17 protein-coding genes and 1 pseudogene are annotated in these 21,156 nt (G+C 69.9%); 9 read left to right on the plus strand and 9 right to left on the minus strand.

Annotation, left to right across the window (positions count from 1 at the left end; genetic code table 11):
- Together FNH08_RS51670 and FNH08_RS07655 are read right to left on the minus strand one after the other, a co-directional pair.
- Positions 1-100: pseudogene (locus FNH08_RS51670) on the minus strand (DUF1349 domain-containing protein); the annotation flags it as partial.
- Positions 101-249: 149 nt separating this feature from the next.
- Positions 250-1,779, minus strand: a complete 1,530-nt coding sequence (locus FNH08_RS07655; RefSeq protein WP_322723959.1) for an aldehyde dehydrogenase (NADP(+)) — start codon at positions 1,777-1,779, stop codon at positions 250-252.
- Between the two features lie 155 nt (positions 1,780-1,934).
- Here FNH08_RS07655 and FNH08_RS07660 point away from each other — a divergent pair, with 155 nt between their 5' ends.
- The 5 genes from FNH08_RS07660 to FNH08_RS07680 all read left to right on the plus strand — a co-directional run bounded on the left by FNH08_RS07660 (position 1,935) and on the right by FNH08_RS07680 (position 7,315).
- Positions 1,935-2,708, plus strand: coding sequence for an IclR family transcriptional regulator (locus tag FNH08_RS07660; protein ID WP_152770540.1), 774 nt, complete (start codon positions 1,935-1,937; stop codon positions 2,706-2,708).
- 97 nt (positions 2,709-2,805) lie between these two features.
- The gene (locus FNH08_RS07665) at positions 2,806-3,801 is read left to right on the plus strand and encodes a hypothetical protein (protein ID WP_194238408.1); all 996 of its coding nucleotides are present in this window, start codon (positions 2,806-2,808) and stop codon (positions 3,799-3,801) included.
- Positions 3,798-5,120: a sensor histidine kinase gene (locus tag FNH08_RS07670; protein ID WP_322723961.1), complete on the plus strand. Its 1,323-nt coding sequence runs from the start codon at positions 3,798-3,800 to the stop codon at positions 5,118-5,120. The genes FNH08_RS07665 and FNH08_RS07670 overlap by 4 nt, the downstream gene beginning before the upstream one ends.
- Positions 5,117-5,806: a response regulator transcription factor gene (locus tag FNH08_RS07675; protein ID WP_152770542.1), complete on the plus strand. Its 690-nt coding sequence runs from the start codon at positions 5,117-5,119 to the stop codon at positions 5,804-5,806. The genes FNH08_RS07670 and FNH08_RS07675 overlap by 4 nt, the downstream gene beginning before the upstream one ends.
- 54 nt (positions 5,807-5,860) lie before the next feature.
- The gene (locus FNH08_RS07680; RefSeq protein ID WP_152770544.1) at positions 5,861-7,315 is read left to right on the plus strand and encodes a peptidoglycan D,D-transpeptidase FtsI family protein; all 1,455 of its coding nucleotides are present in this window, start codon (positions 5,861-5,863) and stop codon (positions 7,313-7,315) included.
- A gap of 91 nt (positions 7,316-7,406) precedes the next feature.
- Here the strand turns inward: FNH08_RS07680 and FNH08_RS07685 are convergent, their stop codons facing one another.
- The gene (locus FNH08_RS07685) at positions 7,407-8,858 is read right to left on the minus strand and encodes an NCS2 family permease (protein WP_152770546.1); all 1,452 of its coding nucleotides are present in this window, start codon (positions 8,856-8,858) and stop codon (positions 7,407-7,409) included.
- Between the two features lie 267 nt (positions 8,859-9,125).
- Here FNH08_RS07685 and FNH08_RS07690 point away from each other — a divergent pair, with 267 nt between their 5' ends.
- The 3 genes from FNH08_RS07690 (at position 9,126) to FNH08_RS07700 (ending at position 11,490) form a co-directional block, all read left to right on the plus strand.
- The gene (locus tag FNH08_RS07690) at positions 9,126-9,686 is read left to right on the plus strand and encodes a SigE family RNA polymerase sigma factor (RefSeq protein WP_322723964.1); all 561 of its coding nucleotides are present in this window, start codon (positions 9,126-9,128) and stop codon (positions 9,684-9,686) included.
- Entirely contained in the window at positions 9,683-10,549 is an 867-nt protein-coding gene (locus FNH08_RS07695) for a hypothetical protein (protein WP_152770550.1), read from the plus strand. The genes FNH08_RS07690 and FNH08_RS07695 overlap by 4 nt, the downstream gene beginning before the upstream one ends.
- A gap of 134 nt (positions 10,550-10,683) precedes the next feature.
- Positions 10,684-11,490 carry a pectate lyase gene (locus FNH08_RS07700; protein ID WP_152770552.1) on the plus strand — a complete coding sequence of 269 codons (807 nt, stop codon included), beginning with the start codon at positions 10,684-10,686 and terminating at the stop codon, positions 11,488-11,490.
- 208 nt (positions 11,491-11,698) lie between these two features.
- Here the strand turns inward: FNH08_RS07700 and FNH08_RS07710 are convergent, their stop codons facing one another.
- Positions 11,699-12,853, minus strand: coding sequence for a right-handed parallel beta-helix repeat-containing protein (locus tag FNH08_RS07710; protein ID WP_322723965.1), 1,155 nt, complete (start codon positions 12,851-12,853; stop codon positions 11,699-11,701).
- 238 nt (positions 12,854-13,091) lie between these two features.
- Here FNH08_RS07710 and FNH08_RS07715 point away from each other — a divergent pair, with 238 nt between their 5' ends.
- Positions 13,092-15,350 (plus strand): family 43 glycosylhydrolase, encoded by a 2,259-nt coding sequence (locus FNH08_RS07715; RefSeq protein ID WP_152770554.1) that lies wholly within the window; start codon positions 13,092-13,094, stop codon positions 15,348-15,350.
- Between the two features lie 8 nt (positions 15,351-15,358).
- On the opposite strand, the gene FNH08_RS07720 is transcribed toward FNH08_RS07715, so the two are convergent.
- The 5 genes from FNH08_RS07720 to FNH08_RS07740 are packed head-to-tail and all read right to left on the minus strand — an operon-like array spanning position 15,359 to position 21,138.
- Positions 15,359-16,471 carry a right-handed parallel beta-helix repeat-containing protein gene (locus tag FNH08_RS07720; RefSeq protein ID WP_152770555.1) on the minus strand — a complete coding sequence of 371 codons (1,113 nt, stop codon included), beginning with the start codon at positions 16,469-16,471 and terminating at the stop codon, positions 15,359-15,361.
- A gap of 38 nt (positions 16,472-16,509) precedes the next feature.
- Entirely contained in the window at positions 16,510-17,673 is a 1,164-nt protein-coding gene (locus tag FNH08_RS07725) for a dienelactone hydrolase family protein (protein ID WP_152770557.1), read from the minus strand.
- The gene (locus FNH08_RS07730; protein WP_152770559.1) at positions 17,660-18,691 is read right to left on the minus strand and encodes a pectinesterase family protein; all 1,032 of its coding nucleotides are present in this window, start codon (positions 18,689-18,691) and stop codon (positions 17,660-17,662) included. The genes FNH08_RS07725 and FNH08_RS07730 overlap by 14 nt, the downstream gene beginning before the upstream one ends.
- Position 18,692: 1 nt before the next feature.
- The gene (locus FNH08_RS07735) at positions 18,693-19,802 is read right to left on the minus strand and encodes a pectinesterase family protein (protein ID WP_152770561.1); all 1,110 of its coding nucleotides are present in this window, start codon (positions 19,800-19,802) and stop codon (positions 18,693-18,695) included.
- A 34-nt stretch (positions 19,803-19,836) separates the two neighbouring features.
- Entirely contained in the window at positions 19,837-21,138 is a 1,302-nt protein-coding gene (locus FNH08_RS07740) for a pectate lyase family protein (protein ID WP_152770562.1), read from the minus strand.
- Positions 21,139-21,156: the final 18 nt, after the last annotated feature.

Consider the following 21,156-nt stretch of genomic DNA (forward strand, 5'->3'; position numbering starts at 1 on the left):
CCCCCGCCCACCCGCTGAGCACGTCGTTCTCGTGGTCCCAGTGCCCGTCGGGACCGTAGGTACGCAGGGGAAAGGGGAGTTCGGGAATCTTCACGTCCATTGAGAGAGTGTCCCAGCTCCCGAACGAGGGCGCGGCACCGCGCCCCGTTTAGGGGCGCGGTAGCGCCAGGGGCGCGGGGAACTGCGCGACAAGCCACAACGAACCGGCAGCCGCCAACGAACCCCGCACCCCAACGGCGTTACGAGCGATTACCGCTCCAGCCGCCCGTTGAACCGCCGCGGCAGCCCCAGCGGGTTGTCATCACGCAGCTCAGCCGGCAGCAAGGCCTCAGGCGCACCCTGGTACGCAACCGGCCGCAGCCACCGCTCGATCGCCGTCCCACCCACAGACGTGGACGTCGACGTCGTAGCCGGGTACGGCCCTCCGTGATGCTGGGCCGGAGCAACAGCCACACCCGTAGGCCAGCCATTCACCAGCACACGCCCCGCAAGCGGCGTCAGCTCGGCGAGAATCTCCGCACCACGCCCCTCCCCCGCGGCCTCCTCGGCAGAGAGATGCACCGTCGCCGTGAGGTTGCCCGGCAGACGCGACAGCACCGCCTGCGCCTCGGACTCGTCCTCGTAGCGCGCCACGACAGTGAGCGGCCCGAAGCACTCCTCCAGGAGCAGATCGTGCTCACCCTCCGCCGCCAGCTTGGTCGCGGGCACGGTCAGGAAGCCCGGGCTCACCGTGTGCTCGCCGCCCGCACCCGCGGTGACCGGGGACTCCACGTCGGGCAGCTCGGCACGCTCGGCGACACCGGCGATGAAGTTGTCCCGCATACGGTGGTCCAGCAGGACCCCGGAGTCGACATCGCTCACGGCGTCGGTGAGCGACTTGACGAGCCGGTCACCGGCCGCACCGGTCGGCGCCAGCACCAGCCCCGGCTTGACACAGAACTGGCCCACGCCCAGCGTCATCGAGCCCGCGAGCCCGGACCCGATGGCCTCGGCGCGCTCGGCGGCCGCGGCCTCGGTGATCACGACGGGGTTCAGGGAGCCCAGCTCACCGTGGAACGGGATCGGCACCGGACGGGCGGCCGCCGCGTCGAAGAGCGCACGACCGCCCCGTACGGAGCCGGTGAAGCCCGCCGCGGCGACCAGCGGGTGCCTGACCAGCTCGACGCCCGCCTCGAAGCCGTGCACGAGACCGACGACACCCGCGGGGATGTCGTGCTCGGCGGCGGCCCGGCGCAGCGCGGCCGCGACCATTTCGGACAGCGCCGGGTGGTCGGGGTGGGCCTTGACGACGACGGGGCAGCCCGCCGCCAGCGCGCTCGCCGTGTCGCCACCGGCGACGGAGAAGGCGAACGGGAAGTTCGACGCGGAGTAGACGGCCACGACGCCCAGCGGCACCTTGTAGCGGCGCAGGTCCGGGATCGGCGGGGTCGCGGTGTCGTCGGGGTGGTTGATCACCACGTCGAGGAAGGCGCCCTCGTCGACGATGTCCGCGAAGGCCCGCAGCTGGAAGCAGGTGCGGGCGAGTTCACCGGTGAGCCGGACCGGACCGAGCGCGGTCTCCGCGTCGGCGGCCTCGACGAGGTGGTCCTTGGCCGCCTGAAGCTGGTCGGCGGCCGAGCGCAGGAACGCGGCGCGGACCGTACGGTCGGCGAGGGCGCCACGCGCGGCGTGGGCGGCGCGGACGGCCTGGTCCACCTCCTGGGCCGTGGCCTCCACCGCAACCTGTTCACGCTGCTTCCCGGTTCGGGGGTCGACACTCCAGACTGGTGCTGCTGCCACCGCGGGTCCCTCCACATTGAATGCCGCTTGCTCTGCCGCTTGCTCTGCCGCAGTTGTTACTTATTCACCAGGGGCGTTCGATATGCTGAACACCGTCTCTGATGATGAATATGCTGTTGGAGACTATTTCCCGTCGAACGAAGGGGTCAAGGGCGATGACGGTTGGCGAGACGGGTGGCGGGGCACAGGTCAAGTCCGCCGTACGCACCGTGGAACTGCTGGAGTATTTCGCCGGCCGCCCCGGAATGCACTCCCTCGCCGCGGTGCAGGAGGCGGTGGGCTACCCCAAGTCCAGCCTCTACATGCTGCTGCGCACGCTCGTCGATCTCGGCTGGGTCGAGACGGACGCGACGGGCACACGGTACGGCATCGGGGTGCGCGCGCTGCTGGTCGGTACCTCGTACATCGACGGTGACGAGGTGGTGGCCGTGGCCCGCCCCACGCTGGACCGCCTCTCGGACGACACGACGGAGACGATCCACCTGGCGCGGCTGGACGGCACGAACGTCGTCTACCTGGCGACCCGCCAGTCCCAGCACTATCTGCGCCCCTTCACGCGTGTGGGCCGCCGCCTGCCCGCGCACTCGACCTCGCTCGGCAAGGCCCTGCTCGCCACCTGCACCGACGAGCAGGTCCGCAAGATGCTCCCGGAGACCCTCCCCGCGCTGACCGAGCACACGATCACCGACCGCGAGAAGCTCATCGAGGAGCTCCACCAGGTCCGGGAGCAGGGCTTCGCCGTCGACCGCGAGGAGAACACGCTGGGGCTGCGCTGCTTCGGCGTGGCGATCCCGTACCGCACGCCCGCCCGCGACGCCATCAGCTGCTCGGTGCCGGTGGCCCGCCTCACCCCCGCCCACGAGCAGATGGTGAAGGACGCCCTGTTCGACGCGCGCGACCGCCTGACACTCGCCACCCGCAGGCTCTGACCGGCGGCGCGGGGGCCGGGCGTCTCCCCCGTGCGGCGGAGGTGGATCGTCTTCGGGCACGACGTGGGCCGAAGGCGGGGCGCGGCAGCGTGGCGGCATGACGCAGACACGCCCCTCCCCGCCCCGGTCCGAGCCGTACGCCGTCAGTCCCCCGGGGAGCCGCCCCGCCGAGCGGACCAGCCCGGCGCGGCGCGTCCTGCGGGCGGTCGCCGTCCTCTCCTGCCTCCCCTACCTCGCCCTCAAGATCGCCTGGATCGCCGGGAGCCACCTGGGGATCCCCGAGGGCAGCTCCCTGCTGGAGCACCGGGGAGCCATGGCCGCCGTCAACGGCGTCACCGTGGCCATGGACGGTGCCGTCATCGTGCTGGCGCTGCTGCTGACCCGGCCCTGGGGGATGCGGATCCCCGCATGGTTGCTCGCCCTGCCCGTGTGGGTCGCCACCGGGCTGCTCGCGCCGATCATGGCCGGGTTCCCGTTGCAACTGATGGTGGAGGCCCTCGGCGGACAGGTCGGCGGGACGACCGGCGACGGACAGGCGCCGTTGCTCGACGCGTGGGTGTTCGGGGTCGTGTACACCGGGTTCATCGTGCAGGGACTGGCCCTCGGCGCACTGTTCGTGCTCTACGCCCGGGACCGGTGGGCGCATCTGTGGCAGGGACGGCTGGGGAACCTGCCCAGGGGTACGGCCGGCGCGGCCCGGCGGCGAACGGCTGTCGCGGCGGCCGTACTCGCGCCGGTCCCCCTGGTCGGCAAGCACGTCGCGGACCCCGCGTACGACGTACTCGCGGCCGTCAGTGTCGTCTTCCTGACAGCCGCCGTCCTCGGCGCGTGGGCCCTCGCCTTCCGGCGCCCGCGCCGCCTGCCCGTGGTGGTGCCGCTCGCCCTGGCCTGGACCGGGTCGGGAGCCGTCGCCTGCTGGGGTGCCTGGCTGTCGGCGGCCTCGCTCGCCGACGTCGGCGACATGGCCGAGCGCCCCACCCAGCTCATGTACCTCACCTACGCTGGGCAGATGATCGTCGGGGTACTCGTGGCCACCGTCGGCGCCCGTTTCCTGGCCGAGCGCTCCGCCGCACGGTCGCGGCGCGCGGTGTGAGCGGTTTCGCCCGGTTCCTCTTCGGGCGGCGGGCGCGGCGCCGGTGGATCCATCTGATCCTCGGCGGCGCGCTCGCGATGCCGTACGTCTTCCTCGGCGAGCTCGTCGTCGGTCCGGCCCTCGGTTCGCGCTACGAATTCAACTCCCTGCCCCTGCAACTCGCCTCCTTCGCCGTGGGGTTGCCGCTCGCCGCGCTCACCTCCGTCTTCCCGCTCACCCGGCCGATGTGCGTGGCGGTGGTGCGGGCGCTGTGCGGCGTGGACGGGGAGCGACTCGCGGACGGGCCCGCGCGCGGCGGGGGCGCCCGGGGCCGGACCGCCGCGTGGTTCACGCTCCATCTCGGACTGGGCGGGGTCGTCGCCGGGATGTCGCTCGCGGTGCCGCCGTTCGCCGCCGTGCTCATCGCCCTGCCGGCCTTCGCGGCCCTGCGGGACTCGCGGCTCGGGCTGCCCGAAGTCCTGGACCGGACCTGGGCGTTGGCACTCGCGCCGGTCGCGGGCGTCGCGACCCTCGTCGCCCTCGCCGCGTGCGCCGCGCTCGCCGGCCGTCTCCTCGCCCACTGGGCGCCCGCGCTGCTCGGTCCCACGCCCGAGGAGCGCCTCGCGGCGGCGGAGGCCCGCGCCGAGGACCTCGCCGCACGCAACCGGCTCGCCCGCGAACTGCACGACTCCGTCGGCCACGCCCTCAGCGCCGTCACCCTCCAGGCGAGCGCGGCCCGCAGGGTGCTGGACACCGACCCGCGGTTCGTCCGGGAGGCCCTCGTGGCGATCGAGGAGACGACCCGCCGGACGGTGGGCGAACTCGACGCCGTACTGAGCGTGTTGCGGGACGCCGAAGCGTCCCCCACCGCACCGGCGCCCACCCTCGCCACCGACCTCGACGGCCTGCTCCACCGCACCCGCGCGGGCGGCACCCGCCTGACGGCCACCGTCGAGTGCGACGCGGGTTCCCTGTCCCCGCCGGTCTCCCGCGAGGCGTACCGCATCGTGCAGGAAGGTCTGAGCAACGCCCTCAAGCACGCCGGCGGCCAGGTCGCCGTCGCCGTGCGGATCGAGGCGACCGGCGAGCATCTGGAGATCACCCTGGAGAACCCGCTGCACCACGACACCGCACCCCGTTCCGACACCGCACCGCGTTCGGACACCTCACCCCGTTCCGACACCTCACCCCGTTCCGACACCTCACCCCGTTCCGGCGGCGGCCACGGCCTGCGCGGCATCGCCGACCGTGCCCGGCTGCTCGGCGGCACGGCCGAGGCGGGCCCGGTGGAGAGCACCTGGAGACTGCACGTCCGTCTGCCGTTGGAGGCCCCCGCATGACGCCCGCCCCGATCCGCATCGTCCTGGCCGACGACGAGCGCATGGTGCGCACCGCGCTGCGGGTCATCCTCTCCGCCGAGCCCGGCCTGGAGGTGGTGGGCGAGGCGGCGACCGGGGCCGACGCCGTCTCCGTCGTACGGGAGCTCGGGCCGGACGTCGTCCTCATGGACGTACGGATGCCGGAGATCGACGGCATCCGCGCCACCGAACAGATCCTGACCACGCTCGACGCGCCCCCGAGGATCGTCGTCGTGACCACCTTCGAGAACGACGCGTACGTGTACGAGGCTCCCCCAGAGCTAAACGCCTGGGGGCTCCCCCAGCGCGTCGGCGCCTCCGGGTTCCTGCTGAAGCGGGCGGACGCCGACGAACTCGTCCAGGCCGTACGGCTGGTCGCGCGCAGCGACAGCGTGCTGTTCCCGTCGGCGGTGCGGACTCTGGCCGCCGAGCACGCCCGTGGCCGGCGCCGCCGGGCCCCGTGGGTGGCGCGGCTCACCGGGCGGGAGAGCGAGGTGCTGCGGTACATGGCGGCCGGACTCACCAACGCCGAGATCGCCACCCGCATGGGCGTCGGCCCCGCGACCGTGAAGACGCACGTGGCGGCCGTCCTGGCGAAGACGGGCGCCAGGGACCGTACGCAGGCGGTGATCGCGGCGTACGAGTCGGGCTTCATGAAGACACCATGAGAAACCCCTCAGAAAGGAACGATTGATCCCATCCCGCTCGTCTTTCCGAGCGCGATGAACAAGACGATCAGGCGGACCGCCGTCTTCACGCTGCTGCTCGTGTTCTCCCTGTTGATCAGGGCGACCTGGGTGCAGTTCTACGAGGGCCGGGCGCTCGCGGACAACAAGGACAACCGGCGGGTGGTGATGCAGCAGTACGCACAGCCGCTGGGGAACATCATCGTGGCCGGGGACGCGATCACCGGCTCGACGCGGACCACGGGCAGCGACCTCGCCTACAAGCGCACGTACAAGGACGGCGCGCTGTACGCGGCCGTGACCGGCTACAGCTCGCAGGTGTACGGGGCGACACAGCTGGAGGGCGTCTACCGGGACCTCCTCGACGGCACCGACACACAGCTGAAGACCCCGCTGGACGTCATCACCAACAAGCGCGCCGCGGGAGGCGACGTCGTCACGACCATCGACCCGGACGTACAGAAGGCCGCGTACGAGGCGCTCGGTGACAAGAAGGGCGCGGCCGTCGCCATCGACCCGGCGAGCGGGAAGATCCTCGGGGTCGTCTCCACGCCGTCGTACGACCCGGGCACGATCAGTGGTACGGGCGACGGGGCCGCCTGGACGAAGCTGACCAAGGACGACGACAAGCCGCTGGTCAACCGCGCTCTGCGGCAGCCTCTGCCGCCGGGGTCCACGTTCAAGCTGGTCGTCGCGGCCGCCGCGCTGGAGGACGGGCTGTACCCGTCGGTGGACGAGCGGACCGACAGCCCCGACCCGTACACGCTCCCCCTCACGAACCGCGAGCTGTCGAACGAGAACCCGAGCGCGCCCTGTGAGAACGCCTCGATCCGGGTGGCCCTGCAGTACTCGTGCAACAACGTCTTCGCGAAGATGGCCGTCGACCTGGGCCAGGACAAGGTCAGGGCGATGGCGGAGAAGTTCGGCTTCAACGACGCGACGCAGGACGTGCCGGTGCGGGCGTACGAGAGCGTGTACCCGAAGGACATGGACAAGCCGCAGACCGCTCTGTCGGGCATCGGCCAGTTCGACGTGACCGCCACCCCGCTGCAGATGGCGATGGTGTCGGCGGCGATAGCCAACGGCGGCAAGCTGGTCTCTCCGCACATGGTGGACCGGACCAGTGACGCCGAGGGCAACGTGATCGAGGACTACGACAGCAAGGCCGGTACCAAGGAGATCGTCAGCTCCTCGACGGCCGAGCAGCTCCAGTCCGCCATGCGGACCGTGGTCGAGAAGGGCACGGGCACCAACGCCCGGATCTCCGGGGCCACCGTCGGCGGCAAGACCGGTACGGCCCAGCACGGCGAGAACAACAGCCAGACGCCGTACGCCTGGTTCACGTCGTACGCGAAGTCGGACTCGACGGGCAAGGAGGTCGCCGTCGCGGTGATCGTCGAGCAGTCGGACGCGGCCCGCTCGGAGGTCAGCGGCAACGGGCTGGCGGCCCCGGTGGCGAAGGCGATGATGACGGCGGCACTGAAGAACTGAGTGCCAGGAGTGAACCTCCGCCCCCACGAAGACCATCTGAAAGGACGGGCCGCCCCTTCCCCCCAGGGGCGGCCCGTCGTCGTTCGGAGACCTACCGCACGCCGAGCAGCTGCTCGATCGGGTCGATCGCGAAGTACACCAGGAACAGCGCCGACGTGGCCCACAGCAGCCAGTGCACCTGCTTCGCCTTGCCGAGCACCGCCTTGATGAGGACGTACGCGAGGAAGCCCGCGCCGATGCCGTTGGTGATCGAGTAGGTGAACGGCATCACGGCGATCGTCAGGAACGCGGGGATGGCGATCTCGTACTTGTCCCAGTCGATGTGCTTGACCTGGGTCATCATCAGGAACCCGACCGCGACGAGCGCCGGGGCGGCGGCCTGCATCGGGACGATGGTCAGCAGCGGGGTCAGGAACAGCGCGCAGGCGAAGAGTCCGCCGGTGACCAGGTTGGCGAAGCCGGTGCGCGCGCCCTCTCCGACGCCCGCCGCCGACTCGATGTACGAGGTCGCCGAGGACGAGGACGCGGCACCGCCCGCGACCGCCGCCGCACCGTCGATGAGCAGGACCCGGCCGAGGTTGGGCACCCTGCCCTCCTCGTCGAGGAGTCCGGCCTCGGCGCTGATGCCGACGACCGTGCCCATGGTGTCGAAGAAGTCCGACAGGATGAGGGTGAAGACCAGCAGGACGACCGTGATGACGGTGGTCTCGCCGAACGCGCCGAACAGGCTGAAGTTCCCGAGCAGCCCGAACTCGGGCGCGGCCACGATGTCGTCGGGAACCTTCGGCGTGGTCAGGCCCCAGCTCTTGATGTCGGCCGCCGAGTTGATCACGATCGCGACGACCGTCATCACGAGGATGCTGATCAGGATCGCGCCCTTGACCCTGCGGGCGAGCAGACCGATGGTCAGCAGCACACCGAGGCAGAAGACGAGGATGGGCCAGCCGGACAGGGCGCCGCTCGCGCCGAGCTGCACCGGGACGGTCGTGTTCGCGATGTCCGGGATACGGGTGACGAACCCGGCGTCGACGAAGCCGATGAAGGCGATGAACAGCCCGATGCCGACGCTGATCGCCTGCTTGAGCGGTTGCGGGATGGCGTGCATGACGGCCTCGCGCAGCCCGGTGACCACCAGGACACAGATCAGCAGACCTTCGAGGACCACCAGGCCCATCGCGTCGTCCCAGCTCATCAGCGGGGCGATCTGGAAGGCGACGACCGCGTTGAGGCCGAGGCCGGCGGCGAGCGCGAGCGGCAGGTTGCCGCCCACGCCCATGATGATCGTCATCACCGCGGCGACGAGGGCGGTGGCGGTGGCGAGTTCGGCGCCGTCGAGCTGGTGCCCGAACTTGTCCTTGGCGCTGCCCAGGATGATGGGATTCAGGACAAGGATGTACGCCATCGTGAAGAACGTGGCGAAGCCGCCGCGTATCTCCCGGGCGAAGGTGGAGCCCCGGGCGGTGATCCTGAAGAAGCGATCGACGCTGCTCGCCCCGGGTGGCACGGCATCCTGCCGATCGGCCACCTTCTGTGCTTCGGACATGGCGGTACTCCTCGTAACGTGCGTGCGGGTTGCACGGATTGCTGGCTGGATTGTTCCCGTGTTGAACGCGTCTCAGGTTTTCTCCGTGTTACGGAATCAGAGTTCTGCCTGCAAGATGCCGTTCGAAGCCCCGTACGAACGTCGTTCACGATCACTGCTACTCTTCCGGATCTCGCCACGGTCATCCACGGATGAACACGTGTCATTCACATGACACACAAGGCACCCGCCAGGCGCAAGGAGCCGCAACGAGGAGAGAGGTCGCCCGTGGGCACAGTCGTCGACGACGCCGCCTCCGCGGAGTTCCACGCCTTCTTCGAGCGGCACTACGCCGAACTGGCCCGGCTGGCCCATCTGTTGACGGGCGAGGCGGACGCGGCGGACGATCTGGCGGCGGACGCGCTGCTCGCCCTGTGGCACCGCTGGGACCGGGTGCGCGCGGCCGACCATCCCGTGGCGTACGCGCGCGGCGTGGTCGCCAACCTGGCCCGTACCCGCATCCGCAGCGCCGTCCGTGAGCGCCGCCGGATCACCCTGTTCTGGTCGCAGCGCGAGGAGAAGACCGAGAACCCCGACGTACCCGGCATGGTCGACGTGCAGGAGGCCCTGCGCAGACTGCCCTTCCGCAAGCGGGCCTGTGTGGTGCTGCGCCACGCCTTCGACCTCTCCGAGAAGGACACCGCGCTCGCGCTGGGGGTGTCGGTCGGTACGGTGAAGAGCCAGACGTCGAAGGGAATGGCCGAGCTCCAGCGGTTGCTCGGGACGACGGACCCCCCGCGACAGATGCACAGGGCGGCGTTCGGGGCCACCGGAGGTAGGAACCGATGAAAGAGGTGCGGGACGTGCACGAGGAGCTGCGCGCCCGCCTGCGCGACGCGGGCGAGGCGCACGAGCCCGACCGCGCCCGCATCCTGGCCCGGATCGAGCGCGGTATGGCCGGGGACGCCCGTCCCGAGCGCCCCGAGCGTCCGCCGCTGGCCGGCTGGGCCCGGGTGGTGGGAGCGACGGCCGCGGTGGCGGGTCTCCTCGCCGTGGGCGGGTACGCGGTGGCCTCGGCGGTGAAGGGCGACGAGCCCGCGGACCGGACGGTCGCGACCTCCCCCACGCCCACGCCGTCGCCGGACGCGACGTTCCGGAAGCCGGTGAAGCCGGACCCGTCCCCTTCGGCGGACAAGCCGAACAATTCAGACAAGAAGCCGAGCGCCTCCCCCTCACGCACACCGACCGCCGAGAACTCCGCCCCGGCCGCGCTTCCCGAGACGTCGGACAACGAGGACGGTCCCGTCTGGTCCGACGGCTCGGTCGACCCGCACAGCAACGACTTCTGGGCCCAGAGCAACCTGACCCTGAAGACCGACGAGCAACTCACCGCGCTCACTGTCGAGTTGCGCATCACGCTGACCGACGGGGTCAACTCCGCCGGCGCCTGGCGCTCGCTGCCCGAGGAGGACTTCACGCAGACGGTCGGCGAGGACGACGGCTTCCTCGTCTACCGCTGGGTCCTCAAGGAGGGTCGTACGGTGCCGAAGGGCGAGTTCGTCTTCGCGGGCCAGTACGACCACGCGCGCGGCGGCCGGGACGCGAAGGACGACCGGTACGCGATGACCGCGACGGCGGACGGCAAGCAGTACACGGTGGGCGGCGACTTCGCCCGCGGCGGGGACGAGGACACGGACGAGGGCGACTCGTGACGCCCCGCTGACGCGCTCCTGACCAGCACGTGAAACCGGGCGGAAAAATTCTCCGGCACCCGGCAACCCTTTCCCACCCGGTGGCGACCAGCAGTCGCAAGCAGCAGCTCTGATCCCCCACCGAAGGAACGGGAATGACTTCACGTGCAGAGCACCGCGTGCACCACCGCCGTCGTTCGTTACGGCGGCGTGCCGTCGTCAGCGGCCTGGGCGCGTTCGCGCTGACCGGTGCCGCCATCGTCAGCAGCACCATGCTGTCGTCCGCGAGCGCGGCGAGCTGGCCGACCCCCACCTCCAGCCAGCCCGTGTCCTCGACCATCTCCGTGTCCGGCGTCCGCGACGGCGGCATGGTGCGGTACTACGGCAGCGGCGACCTGGCGGGCGACGGCCAGGAAGAGGGCCAGGACCCGATCTTCAAGCTCGCGGCCGGTGCGACGCTGAAGAACGTCATCATCGGCGCGCCGGGCGCCGACGGCATCCACTGCGAGGGCAACTGCACCCTGCAGAACGTGTGGTGGGAGGACGTCGGCGAGGACGCCGCGACCTTCCGCGGCGGGACCACTTACACGGTGACCGGCGGTGGCGCCAAGAAGGCCGCCGACAAGGTCTTCCAGCACAACGGGCCCGGCACCCTGAACGTCTCCAACTTCGCCGTCAGCGAGTTCAAGACGCTGTACCGCTCCTGCGGCGACTGCTCCACGGGGTACACGCGCAAGGTCAACCTCAGCAACATCGAGGTGACGGGGACGGGTTCCACCGCGCGGCTCGTCGGCATCAACGTCAACCGCAACGACGTCGCCACGCTCCGCGGCATCACGATCCTCAACGACTCCGGCCGCAAGGTCATCCCCTGCCAGAAGTACAACAACAACACGGCGGTCGGCACGGGACCCGACAGCACCAACTGTCTTTACTCGTCGTCCGACATCACCTATAGGTAAAACAACCACATCCCCAGTTTCAGCGTCCCTATGGATGCAAGGATCTGCTGGCCCGAGCCCCCCTCGGCCAGACAGAGGAGCGCTCCCACACCGGTGACGACCGGTGTGGGGGCGCTCGCGCCCCTTCAGGGGCGCGGGGCTGTGACATATGCGGCTCCGCCGCGTGGGCGCGACAAGCCACGACGAACCCGCAGCCGCAAACCGGCACTCAGTCCATCGTCGCTCCGATAGCGGTGGACCCCGTAGTCAGAAACCCGGTCGCCGGCAGCGACCCATCCGCCGTACGAGCCCCATAAACAGAAGCCGCATCCGTCGACTTGAACGACGGCACCGAAACCCCACTGTCCCAACTGTTCGCCGCCGAGACCGTCGACGACCCCAGCTTGGAGGCCCCCTTCTTGTTGCCCACGGAGAGATTGCGCGCCAAGCGCGCGGCACCCGTGGCGAAGTAGAACCCCTGCTCCGCATTGACATACGCGGTGTTACGGCTCAACAGAATCGCCCCGGTGTTGGAGTTCTCGGTGAACCCGTGCAGCGTGTTGTCCCAGGCCGCGTTGTTGTTGACGGAGTGCGCGACCGACGCACCCCCGCCACCGAGCTTGAACCCGTTGCCGTTGCCCTCGAAGTCGGCGTCGTTCCAGCGGTTCTTGCCGTTGCCGAAGGCCCAGGAGTGCTCGACGGTGACGGGCGAGGAGAACTGCCACAGGTCGAGCCCGTCGTCGGCGTTGTCGTACAGGCGGGCGCCCGTGACCTTGTTGCCCGTACCGGAGCCGAACTTGATGGCGATGCCGTCGGCGTTCTGCCCGTGGGTCGCGGCGTCGTAGTTGCCGTAACTGTCCAGGTTCTGCACGAGGTTGTCCGTGGTGCCGTCGCCGCGCAGGGTGAAGCCCGAGTCGCCGTTCTTCGCGGTGACCAGGTTCTTGAAGACGCCACCGACGGACGAGGTGGCGACGAAGCCCTGGGCGGGCGAGTTCTGCCAGGTGAGGTTCTGGACGGTCCAGTGGTCGCCGTAGATCCCGGCCAGCCAGGACCCGGCGGGCAGCTTCGAACCGTCGATCCTCACCTTCTCGCTGCCGTACGCCTGGAGTGTGATCCGGGCCGAACTCGTGCCGTTCGCCGTGGACTTGAGGGTCTTCGTCGGGTAGTACACACCGCCGCGCACCTGGATGACCGTACCGGCGGACGCGTTCGCCACGGCCGACTCCAGCTGGGCCGTGGAGGTGACGGTGACCGTACTGGAGGCGGCCTGGGCACCGTCGTCCGCGAGACCGAGGTAGACACCGCACGCCCCCGAGGCGACGGCCACCGCGGCGGCGATCGACAGGGTGCGGGTTCTGCGGTGGCGTCCCATGCTCTGACGCACTGGAGAGTTCCTTTCCTGGGGGACGTGGCGGGCGAAGCGGGCCGGAGGGGCCGCCCCGGCCCGCTTCTGTTCCCTGGTCGCCGCCATGACCGGGAAGGGTTGCCGTGGTCCAGACGAAAGCGATCGAAAATTTCGCTCAGGATCGTCACGCGCACACCGATTGACGCGCTGTCCCCCACTGGTGAGACTCCAGGAACCCTTATCCAACAGAATTCACCAGACTCACACAGGATGTGTCATGCGCCCCACCGCCCGTACGCTCCTGCTCCCCCTCCTGGCCCTTTTTCTGAGCCTGCTGGCCGCGCCACCCGGGGCGGCCCAGCCCGCGGCACAGCCGTCGGCACATGCCTCGAAACAGTCGAACGACTCGAACGACTCGGAACGGTCCGTGAAGAAATCCAAGTACGCCGGCTACCTCTTCGCCTATTTCACCGGCGAGGGCACCTCCGACGGCGAGCAGATCCGTTACGCCCTCAGCCGTGGCAACGACGCTCTGCACTGGCGGGAGCTGAACGCCGGCAAGCCGGTCCTCACCTCCACCATCGGCGAGAAGGGCCTGCGCGACCCGTTCGTGATCCGCGCCCCCGAGGGCGACAAGTTCTACATGATCGCGACCGATCTGCGCATGTACCAGAACAGCAGCGGCAGCTGGGACGACGTCCAGAGGCACGGCAGCAAGTCGATCATGGTGTGGGAGTCCACGGACCTGGTGCACTGGACCGACCAGCGCCTGGTGAAGGTGTCCCCGGACAACGCGGGCAACACCTGGGCGCCGGAGGCCTACTGGGACGACAGCCTCGGTGAGTTCGTCGTCTTCTGGGCGTCGAAGCTGTACGCCGACGACGACCCGGACCACACGGGCTCGACGTACAACAAGATGCTGTACGCGACGACGAAGGACTTCCGCACGTTCAGCGAGCCGAAGGTCTGGGACGATCCCGGCTACTCGGTCATCGACTCGACGGTCGTGAAGCACCAGGGCACGTACTACCGCTACACCAAGGACGAGCGGGACCCCACCTCCTCCAGCCCGTGCTCGAAGTTCATCACCGCGGAGAAGTCGACCTCGCTCACCGACACCTCGTACGACTTCGTCTCGGACTGCGTCGGCAGCGGCTCCATCGACCGCGGTGAGGGCCCGACGGTGTTCAAGTCCAACACCGAGGAGAAGTGGTACCTGTTCATCGACGAGTACGGCGGCCGCGGCTACGTCCCGTTCGAGACCACCGACCTCGACTCGGGCAAGTGGACCATGTCGAAGAACTACCAGCTGCCCGCGAGCCCGCGGCACGGCACGGTGATGCCGGTGACGCAGGAGGAGTACGACCGGCTGCTGGCCGCGTACCCGGTGAGCCCCACGTCGGCCGTGGACGCGACGGTGAAGGACCAGAAGGGGTACGCGGTCGTCAGCGAGGCCACGTCGAAGGTCGTCCTCCCTATGGAACCCGACGCCGACCTCAAGCGACTCGCGCCGAAGCTGTGGCTCGGTGAGGGCGCCACCGTGAGCCCGAAGTCCGGTACGCGCCGCGACTTCCGCACACCGCAGAAGTACACCGTCACGGCGGCCGACGGCACGAAACGCACCTGGACGGTCGAGGCGGTGCCGACCCGCAGCCCGGTCCTGCCCGGCCTCTACGCCGACCCCGACATCAAGTACATGGACGGCCGCTACTGGATCTATCCCACGACGGACGGCTTCCCCGGCTGGAGCGGCACGCAGTTCAAGGCGTTCTCGTCGAAGGACCTGGTCCACTGGACGGACCACGGCGTGATCCTCGACCTCGGACCCGACGTGTCCTGGGCCGACAAGAACGCCTGGGCACCCGCGATCGCCGAGCGCGACGGCAAGTACTACTTCTACTTCTGCGCCGAACAGCAGATCGGCGTGGCGGTGGCCGACTCCCCCGCCGGTCCCTTCAAGGACGCGCTCGGCAAGCCCCTCGTCGCCAAGGGCGGTTCACTGCAGGGCCAGATGATCGACCCGTCGGTCTTCACGGACGACGACGGGCAGTCGTACCTGTACTGGGGCAACGGGCACGGCTACGTGGTGCCGCTCGACGACGACATGGTGTCGTTCGACGCGAGCAAGGTGAAGGACATCACCCCGGACAACTTCCGGGAGGGCTCCTTCGTCATCAAGCGCAAGGGCACGTACTACTTCATGTGGTCCGAGGACGACACCCGCAGCGAGAACTACCACGTCGCGTACGCGACCGGACCGACCCCGCTCGGCCCGTGGACCAAGCGGGGCACGATCCTGTCCAAGCGTCCCGAGTACGGCATCCTCGCCACGGGCCACCACTCGGTGGTCAACACCCCCGGCACGGACGACTGGTACATGGTCTACCACCGGTTCGCGCTGAACGGCCCCGGCAAGTCCGGCGGGGACGGCATGCACCGGGAGACGACCATCGACCGCATGGAGTTCGCGGCCGACGGAACGATCAAACCGGTGGTGCCGACCCTGGAGTCGATCAAACCGGTACGACGGGGCTGAGCCGGAGCTCAGTTCATCGTCGCGCCGATGGTGGTGCTGCCCGTGGTCAGGAACGTGGTCACGGGCAGCGCGCCGCCCGACTGCCGGGCGTTGTACGTGCTCGACGCGTCCGTGGAGCGGAAGGCGGGCGTGGAGATACCCGAGTCCCAGTTGTTGCCGGCCGAGACCACCGACGAGCCCTTGTTCACGGAGCCGGAGCCGTTGCTCACCGCCAGGTTCTTGCCGAGCCGGGCGGCGCCCGTGGCGAAGTAGTAGCCCCACTTGGCGTTCGCGTAGGCCGTGGTGCGGTTGATGACGATGGCGCCCTTGTTGCTGTTCTCCGTGAAGCCGTTACCGGCGTTGTCCCAGGCCGCCGAGTTGTTGACGACGTGCGCGACGACCTCGCCGTCGCCGCCCAGCTTGTAGCCGTTGCCGTCACCAGCGAACGCCGAGTCGCCCCAGCGGTTCTTGCCGTTGCCCATGGCCCAGGTGTGCTCGACGGTGACCGGGGACGAGAAGGACCAGAAGTCGAGGCCGTCGTCGGAGTTGTTGTAGAGGCGGGCGCCGGTGACCAGGTTGCCGCTGCCGGAGCCGAACTTGATGGCGATGCCGTCCGCGTTCTCGCCGTGGTTGGCCGGGTCGTAGTGGCCGTAGGAGTCGAGGTTGCGGACGGTGTTGTTCACCGTCCCGTCCCCGGTGAGGGTGAAGCCGGAGTCGCCGCCGTTGATGGTCTTGATGGTGTTCCAGGTGGTGCCGGTGCAGGACTGGCAGACGACCGCGCTGTCCGGGGAGTTCTGGAAGGTGATGTTGGAGACGTTCCAGTAGTCGGCGGTCAGCTTGAAGATCCAGTCGCCGTCGGGGAGGCTCCCGCCGTCGATCTTCACGGTCTCCGAGCCGTACGCGGTGAGCGTGATCGGGCTGGAGGAGGTGCCGTTCTGGGTGGACTGGAGGGTGGCCGTCGGGTAGTAGGTGCCGCCTCGCACCTGGATCACGGTGCCGGCGGTGGCGTTCTTGATCGCGTTGGACAGGTCGGTGGAGTTGCTGACGACCACGGTCGCGGCCTGGGCCTGGGTGGGCAGGACGGCGAGGCCGGCGCCGAGGGCGAGAGCCGATGCGAGGGTGAGAGCGGTACGACGAGGCATGGAAGTGGGGTCCTTACGTCGTGAGTGGGGACGGTGGATCACAGGACGGTGTCGAGCCATGTGAAGACCTCGTCCTGCATGGGTGCGGTGAACACATGGCCCAGATCGGGCCAGACCTTGGTGTGCAACCGCTCCCCGGCGTGACGTGAGCGCCAGACGGCGCGCAGCTTCTCGTACGCGACCTGGACACCCTCCGCGGTGAACAGGGAGTCCTGGGCGCCGTGGAAGAAGAGCATCGGCTTGGGGGCGGCGATGCTCGCCACGTCGGGGAAGTCGAGATGCCGGGCGAGCCCGGGGTGGAGCATGTAGTAGGAGGACTGGCCGCGCAGGATGTTGTTGCCGGGCACCATGACCTCCTTCAGCCCGGTCATCCAGCACACGCTCGCCGCGGCCGCGACGTCGTCGCTGAGCGCGGCGGTCTGCCAGGCGCGGAAGGCGCCCATGGAGAACCCGAGGGCCGCGACCCGCCTCCGGTCCACCCGGTCGAGCCCGGCCAGGAAGCGCGCGGCACGCACGTCCTCCCTGGCCATGAGCCCTGCGAGCGACGAGCCGAGGTTGTAGAAGTTGCTCGCGAGGGCCTGCTGCTGCTCGTAGGTGACCGGCCCCCGGTCCCCCCAGCCGAGGGCGTCCAGGGCTAGGACGACGTACCCGCGCCGGGCCAGTTCGTCGCCGACGAACCGTCCGCTGAAGTACCGGTCCGCCCACGCCTGCGCGGAGGCGAGCCGCGTCTCGCCGTCGCCCCAGGGCCGGACCAGCTTCTCCTTGCCGATGTCGAACTTCGCGCCGTGGTCGTGGAGCAGCAGCACGGCGGGGAACGGTCCGGTGCCGTGCGGGGTGAGCAGGACTCCGCGGACACGCTCGTAGCGGGTGAGGGCGAGGGTGACCGACTCCCGTGAGTAGCCGTCGGCTTCGGCACGTGCTCCGAACTCGGGGGCGTACGGCGTCCCGTCGTCCGGGCCCACGAGCAGGTGCTCCTCGACCTTCGCGCGGGCGGCTCGCCGCCAGGCCCGGAAGTCCCGGATCGGAGAGGTGCCCCAGGCCAGCGGGAAGCGGAGCTCCTCCTTGAGCGCCGGGTGGAAGTCGGGCAGCGCGCCCTCCACGACGCCCGCCTGGGCACGGGAGGGCTCGGCCCCGGCGAACAGCGCCGCCCCGGCGGCCCCCGCCACGAACGCCCGCCGCCCCACGGGGTCACGGGCACTCATACGGCCTCCAGTCCCCGAGGTAGGTCTCCCGGGTGTGCGACCGGGCCTCCGCGTCGCTGAGCTGGGGCCGGTTCCCCGGCACCGAAATGACCGATCCGGGACCGGAGTTGGCGTACTCGCGAAAGCGCATGGTCTGCCACGGGTACTGCTCTCGCATGTTGATGTACGGCGTCACCGCGTCGATCCCCGGCCCCAGCCAGGTGTCCCTGACGACCAGCGACGGCCAGGCGGTCGTCTCGTACGTGGGCACCCACGGGCGCGCGATCTTGTACGCCGTGTCCTCGGCGCCGGAGGTGACGCGGCCCCGCACGGCCAGGAAGCCGTAGGGGTTCGCGCGGGCCGTCGAGGGCGCGAAGACCATGCCCTCCGGTGTGAAGTCGACGTCCCGGTCGAGGGCGTGGAAGTGGCAGTGCTCGAAGACCGCCCGTGCCCGCCCGAACACGAAGTCGACGTCGCCCTCGACGTAGCAGTCCCGGTAGTACTGCCGGTCGAAGGCGGTCAGCGCGGTCGTGTCCGCGAACAGCGTGTCCTGGTGGGCGAGGAACCGCACCCCCTCGAACCGCGAACGGTCCCCGGTGACGTACGCGGCCACCGCCTGCGTCCCCGTGATGTCGGGGTGGTCCGCCCGCAGCCAGTCGTTGGCGAGGGTCAGGTCGCGTACGGTCAGCCCGGGCGCCGCCGAGGTGAAGGTGGCAGAACCCGCGGTGCCGTACGTCGTGCCGTCGGGCTTCGTCGTGCCGTTGGCGTTGTCGTACACGATCACGGCGGCACGCGGATCGCGACTGGCGCCGCGAAGGGTCAACTCCCCCTTGTCGGCGGGGATGTTGACGACTTCGCGGTACGTCCCCGGGTGCACGACGATCGTCCAGCCGTCGCCGTCCACGGCGTCCACCGCGTCCTGGACGGAGCCCCCGGGGCGCACGTGCAGGACGCGGCGCCGTGCGTCCGCGAAGGCGGGGGTCGTGCCGACGGCCACCAGACCGCCGGCGATCCCGGTGAGCAGGGTGCGCCGCCGCATGTCAGCACCCCTTCCAGGGGGCCCAGTCGCCGAGGTACACCTCGCGGGTGTGCGACCCGGCGTCGGCGGCGCTCAGCTGGGGCCGGTTCTCGGGCACGGAGATCACCGCGCCCGGCCCGGTGTTGCGGTACTCGGCGAACCGCTGGTCCTGCCAGGGGAACCCGGAGGACATGGTGGTGTAGGGCGCCACCGCGTCGATACCGGAGCCGAGGCGGGTCTCGCGCACGGTCAGCATGGGGCGGGCGGTGGTGTCGGAGCTGGGCACCCACGGGCGGGCCAGTTTGTAGTAGCCCTCGGGCGCCTCACTGGTGACGCGGCTCCCGGTCACGAGGTAGCCGCGCGAGTTGGCAACCGCGGTGGACGGCGCGAAGACGAAACCGTACGGGGCCGCGGTCAGATCCGTGCGGGTCAGGGTGCGGAAGTGGCAGCGCTCGAACACGGCGGTGGCCCGCCCGAACACGAAGTCCACGTCCCCTTCGGCGTAGCACTCCCGGAAGTACTGGCGGGCGAACGTGCCGAGCGCCATCGAGTCGGCGTACAGCGTGTCCTGGTGCCCGAGGAACCGGCACCGCACGAACGCCGACCGGTCCCCCTGCACCTTGATGGCGACGGCCTGGGTGCCGCTGATCTCGGGGTGGTCGGCGCGGAGCCAGTCGTTGGCGAAGGTGATGTCCCGCGCGTTGAACCCGTCGGCCTGCACGAGGGTGGTCGCCGACCCGGTCGTGCCGTAGGTGCCGCCACCGGGCTTCGGGGTGCCGGCGGCGTTGTCGTAGACGACCACGACGTCCCGCGCGTCACCCGAGGCCCCGATCCAGGTCATCCCGGTACGGGCGACACTCACGGCGACCGTCTCGCGGTACGTGCCCGATGCGATGACCAGCGTGTATCCGCTCCCGTCGGCGGCGGTCACGGCGGCCTGGACGGTGGTGTGGTCACCGAGCCCGCCGGGATGGACGTACAGGGTCTTCTCGCTCAGCCGGGCGGACGGCGACCCGTACCGCCCGAAGGGGGACCGGCCGCGCGCGTGGGCGGTCCCGCCCGTCCCCAGGGCGAGCGCGGCCCCGACACCGGCGATCACGAACGAACGCCTGCTCAGTGATGTCAGGCTCATGTCAGCAGAAGCTCTGTGAGGAGTGGATGCCACGTCAGCAGACCTTTCCGGCACCCGCGCGGCTCCCGACGATCCCCGGCACGGCCCGCGGCGAGTCGACCTTCGTCCGCAGCGTCGGCGTCCACCCGGCACCGGACTGGAGGGTCTCCCCGGGGATCTCGGCGTTGTGGACCGCGATCAGATCCGTCAACTTCCCATTGACGTAGTTGTTCCCGGCGGTGAGCGGCGCCTCGTTCCACTTCTTCAGGGTCTTGCCGACGCCGACCCCCGCCGGGAGGGAGAACGCGTTGTCCGTGGCGTACAGCCGCGAGGACGCGCCGATGCCGAAGACGTAGGCGAACGGCTGGTCCTTCGTCACCACGAAGTGGTTGTTGTACGAGTCGACCTGCCCGAACCGGACACGCGGGGCGCGCTCGACGATGCCCTCGAAGCGGTTGTGGTGCAGCGTGACCTTGAGCTTGCCCGAGTCGGTGGAGCCGGCGCTGTCGCTGTTGCCGATCAGCATGGTCTTGTCGTGGTCCTTGAACGAGTTCCAGGACACCGTCACGTGGTTGGCGCCGCGCACGATGTCGACCAGGCCGTCGTGCTGCTGGTAGACCTTGCCGAAGTACGACGGCAGGGTGCTGTCCGGGTAGCGGCCGTCGGTGAGCGTGTTGTGGTCGATCCACACGTGGGTGGAGCCGTAGACGACCACGCCGTCGTACTCGGAGTTCCAGGCGCCGGTCTTGTTGTCGTCCGTCGGGTCCCACTGCGGGAAGCAGTCGATCGGGGCCTCGATGGTGAGGTTGCGGAGGATGACGTTGTCGACGCCCTTGATCTGGAGGCTGCCGCCGAGGATGCCCGAGCCCTTCCCGACACCGACGATGGTGGTGTTGGCGGGCACGTTGGCCTTGATGGCCTGGTCCTGGTTGGCGGCCGACGCGGCCCGCAGGTCCTCCTGCTCGCCGCTGACCGGATTGTCGTGGCCCCAGACGGCGGGGTCGTAGTCGGCGAGGTACTGCTGGAAGTCGTACCCCTGGGCCGCGAACGCGTCACAGCCCTCGGACACGGCGTCGATCACCCCCTTGACCTTGATGATCTTGGGCGCGCTCCCCCCGTCCTTGAGAGCGGCCTTGAACTCCTCCCAGGTGGTGACGGTGTAGACGTGCGCGGCATCGGCAGCGGAGCCACCGGTGGTACCGGCACCCTCGGAGCCCCACCCGTCACCCGCGGCGAGGGTCTCGCTTGCGAGGTCGCGGTCCTGCGCGTGGGCGACGGGGCCGGTGACGGCGAGGACGAGGGCGGTGCATCCAAGAACGGATGTCATGACATGGGCATGCCAGATACGGGGACGCATGTGTGCGGGTTCCTTTCG

Source organism: Streptomyces spongiae, from assembly GCF_009377185.1.
GTDB classification, from domain to species: Bacteria; Actinomycetota; Actinomycetes; order Streptomycetales; family Streptomycetaceae; genus Streptomyces; species Streptomyces spongiae.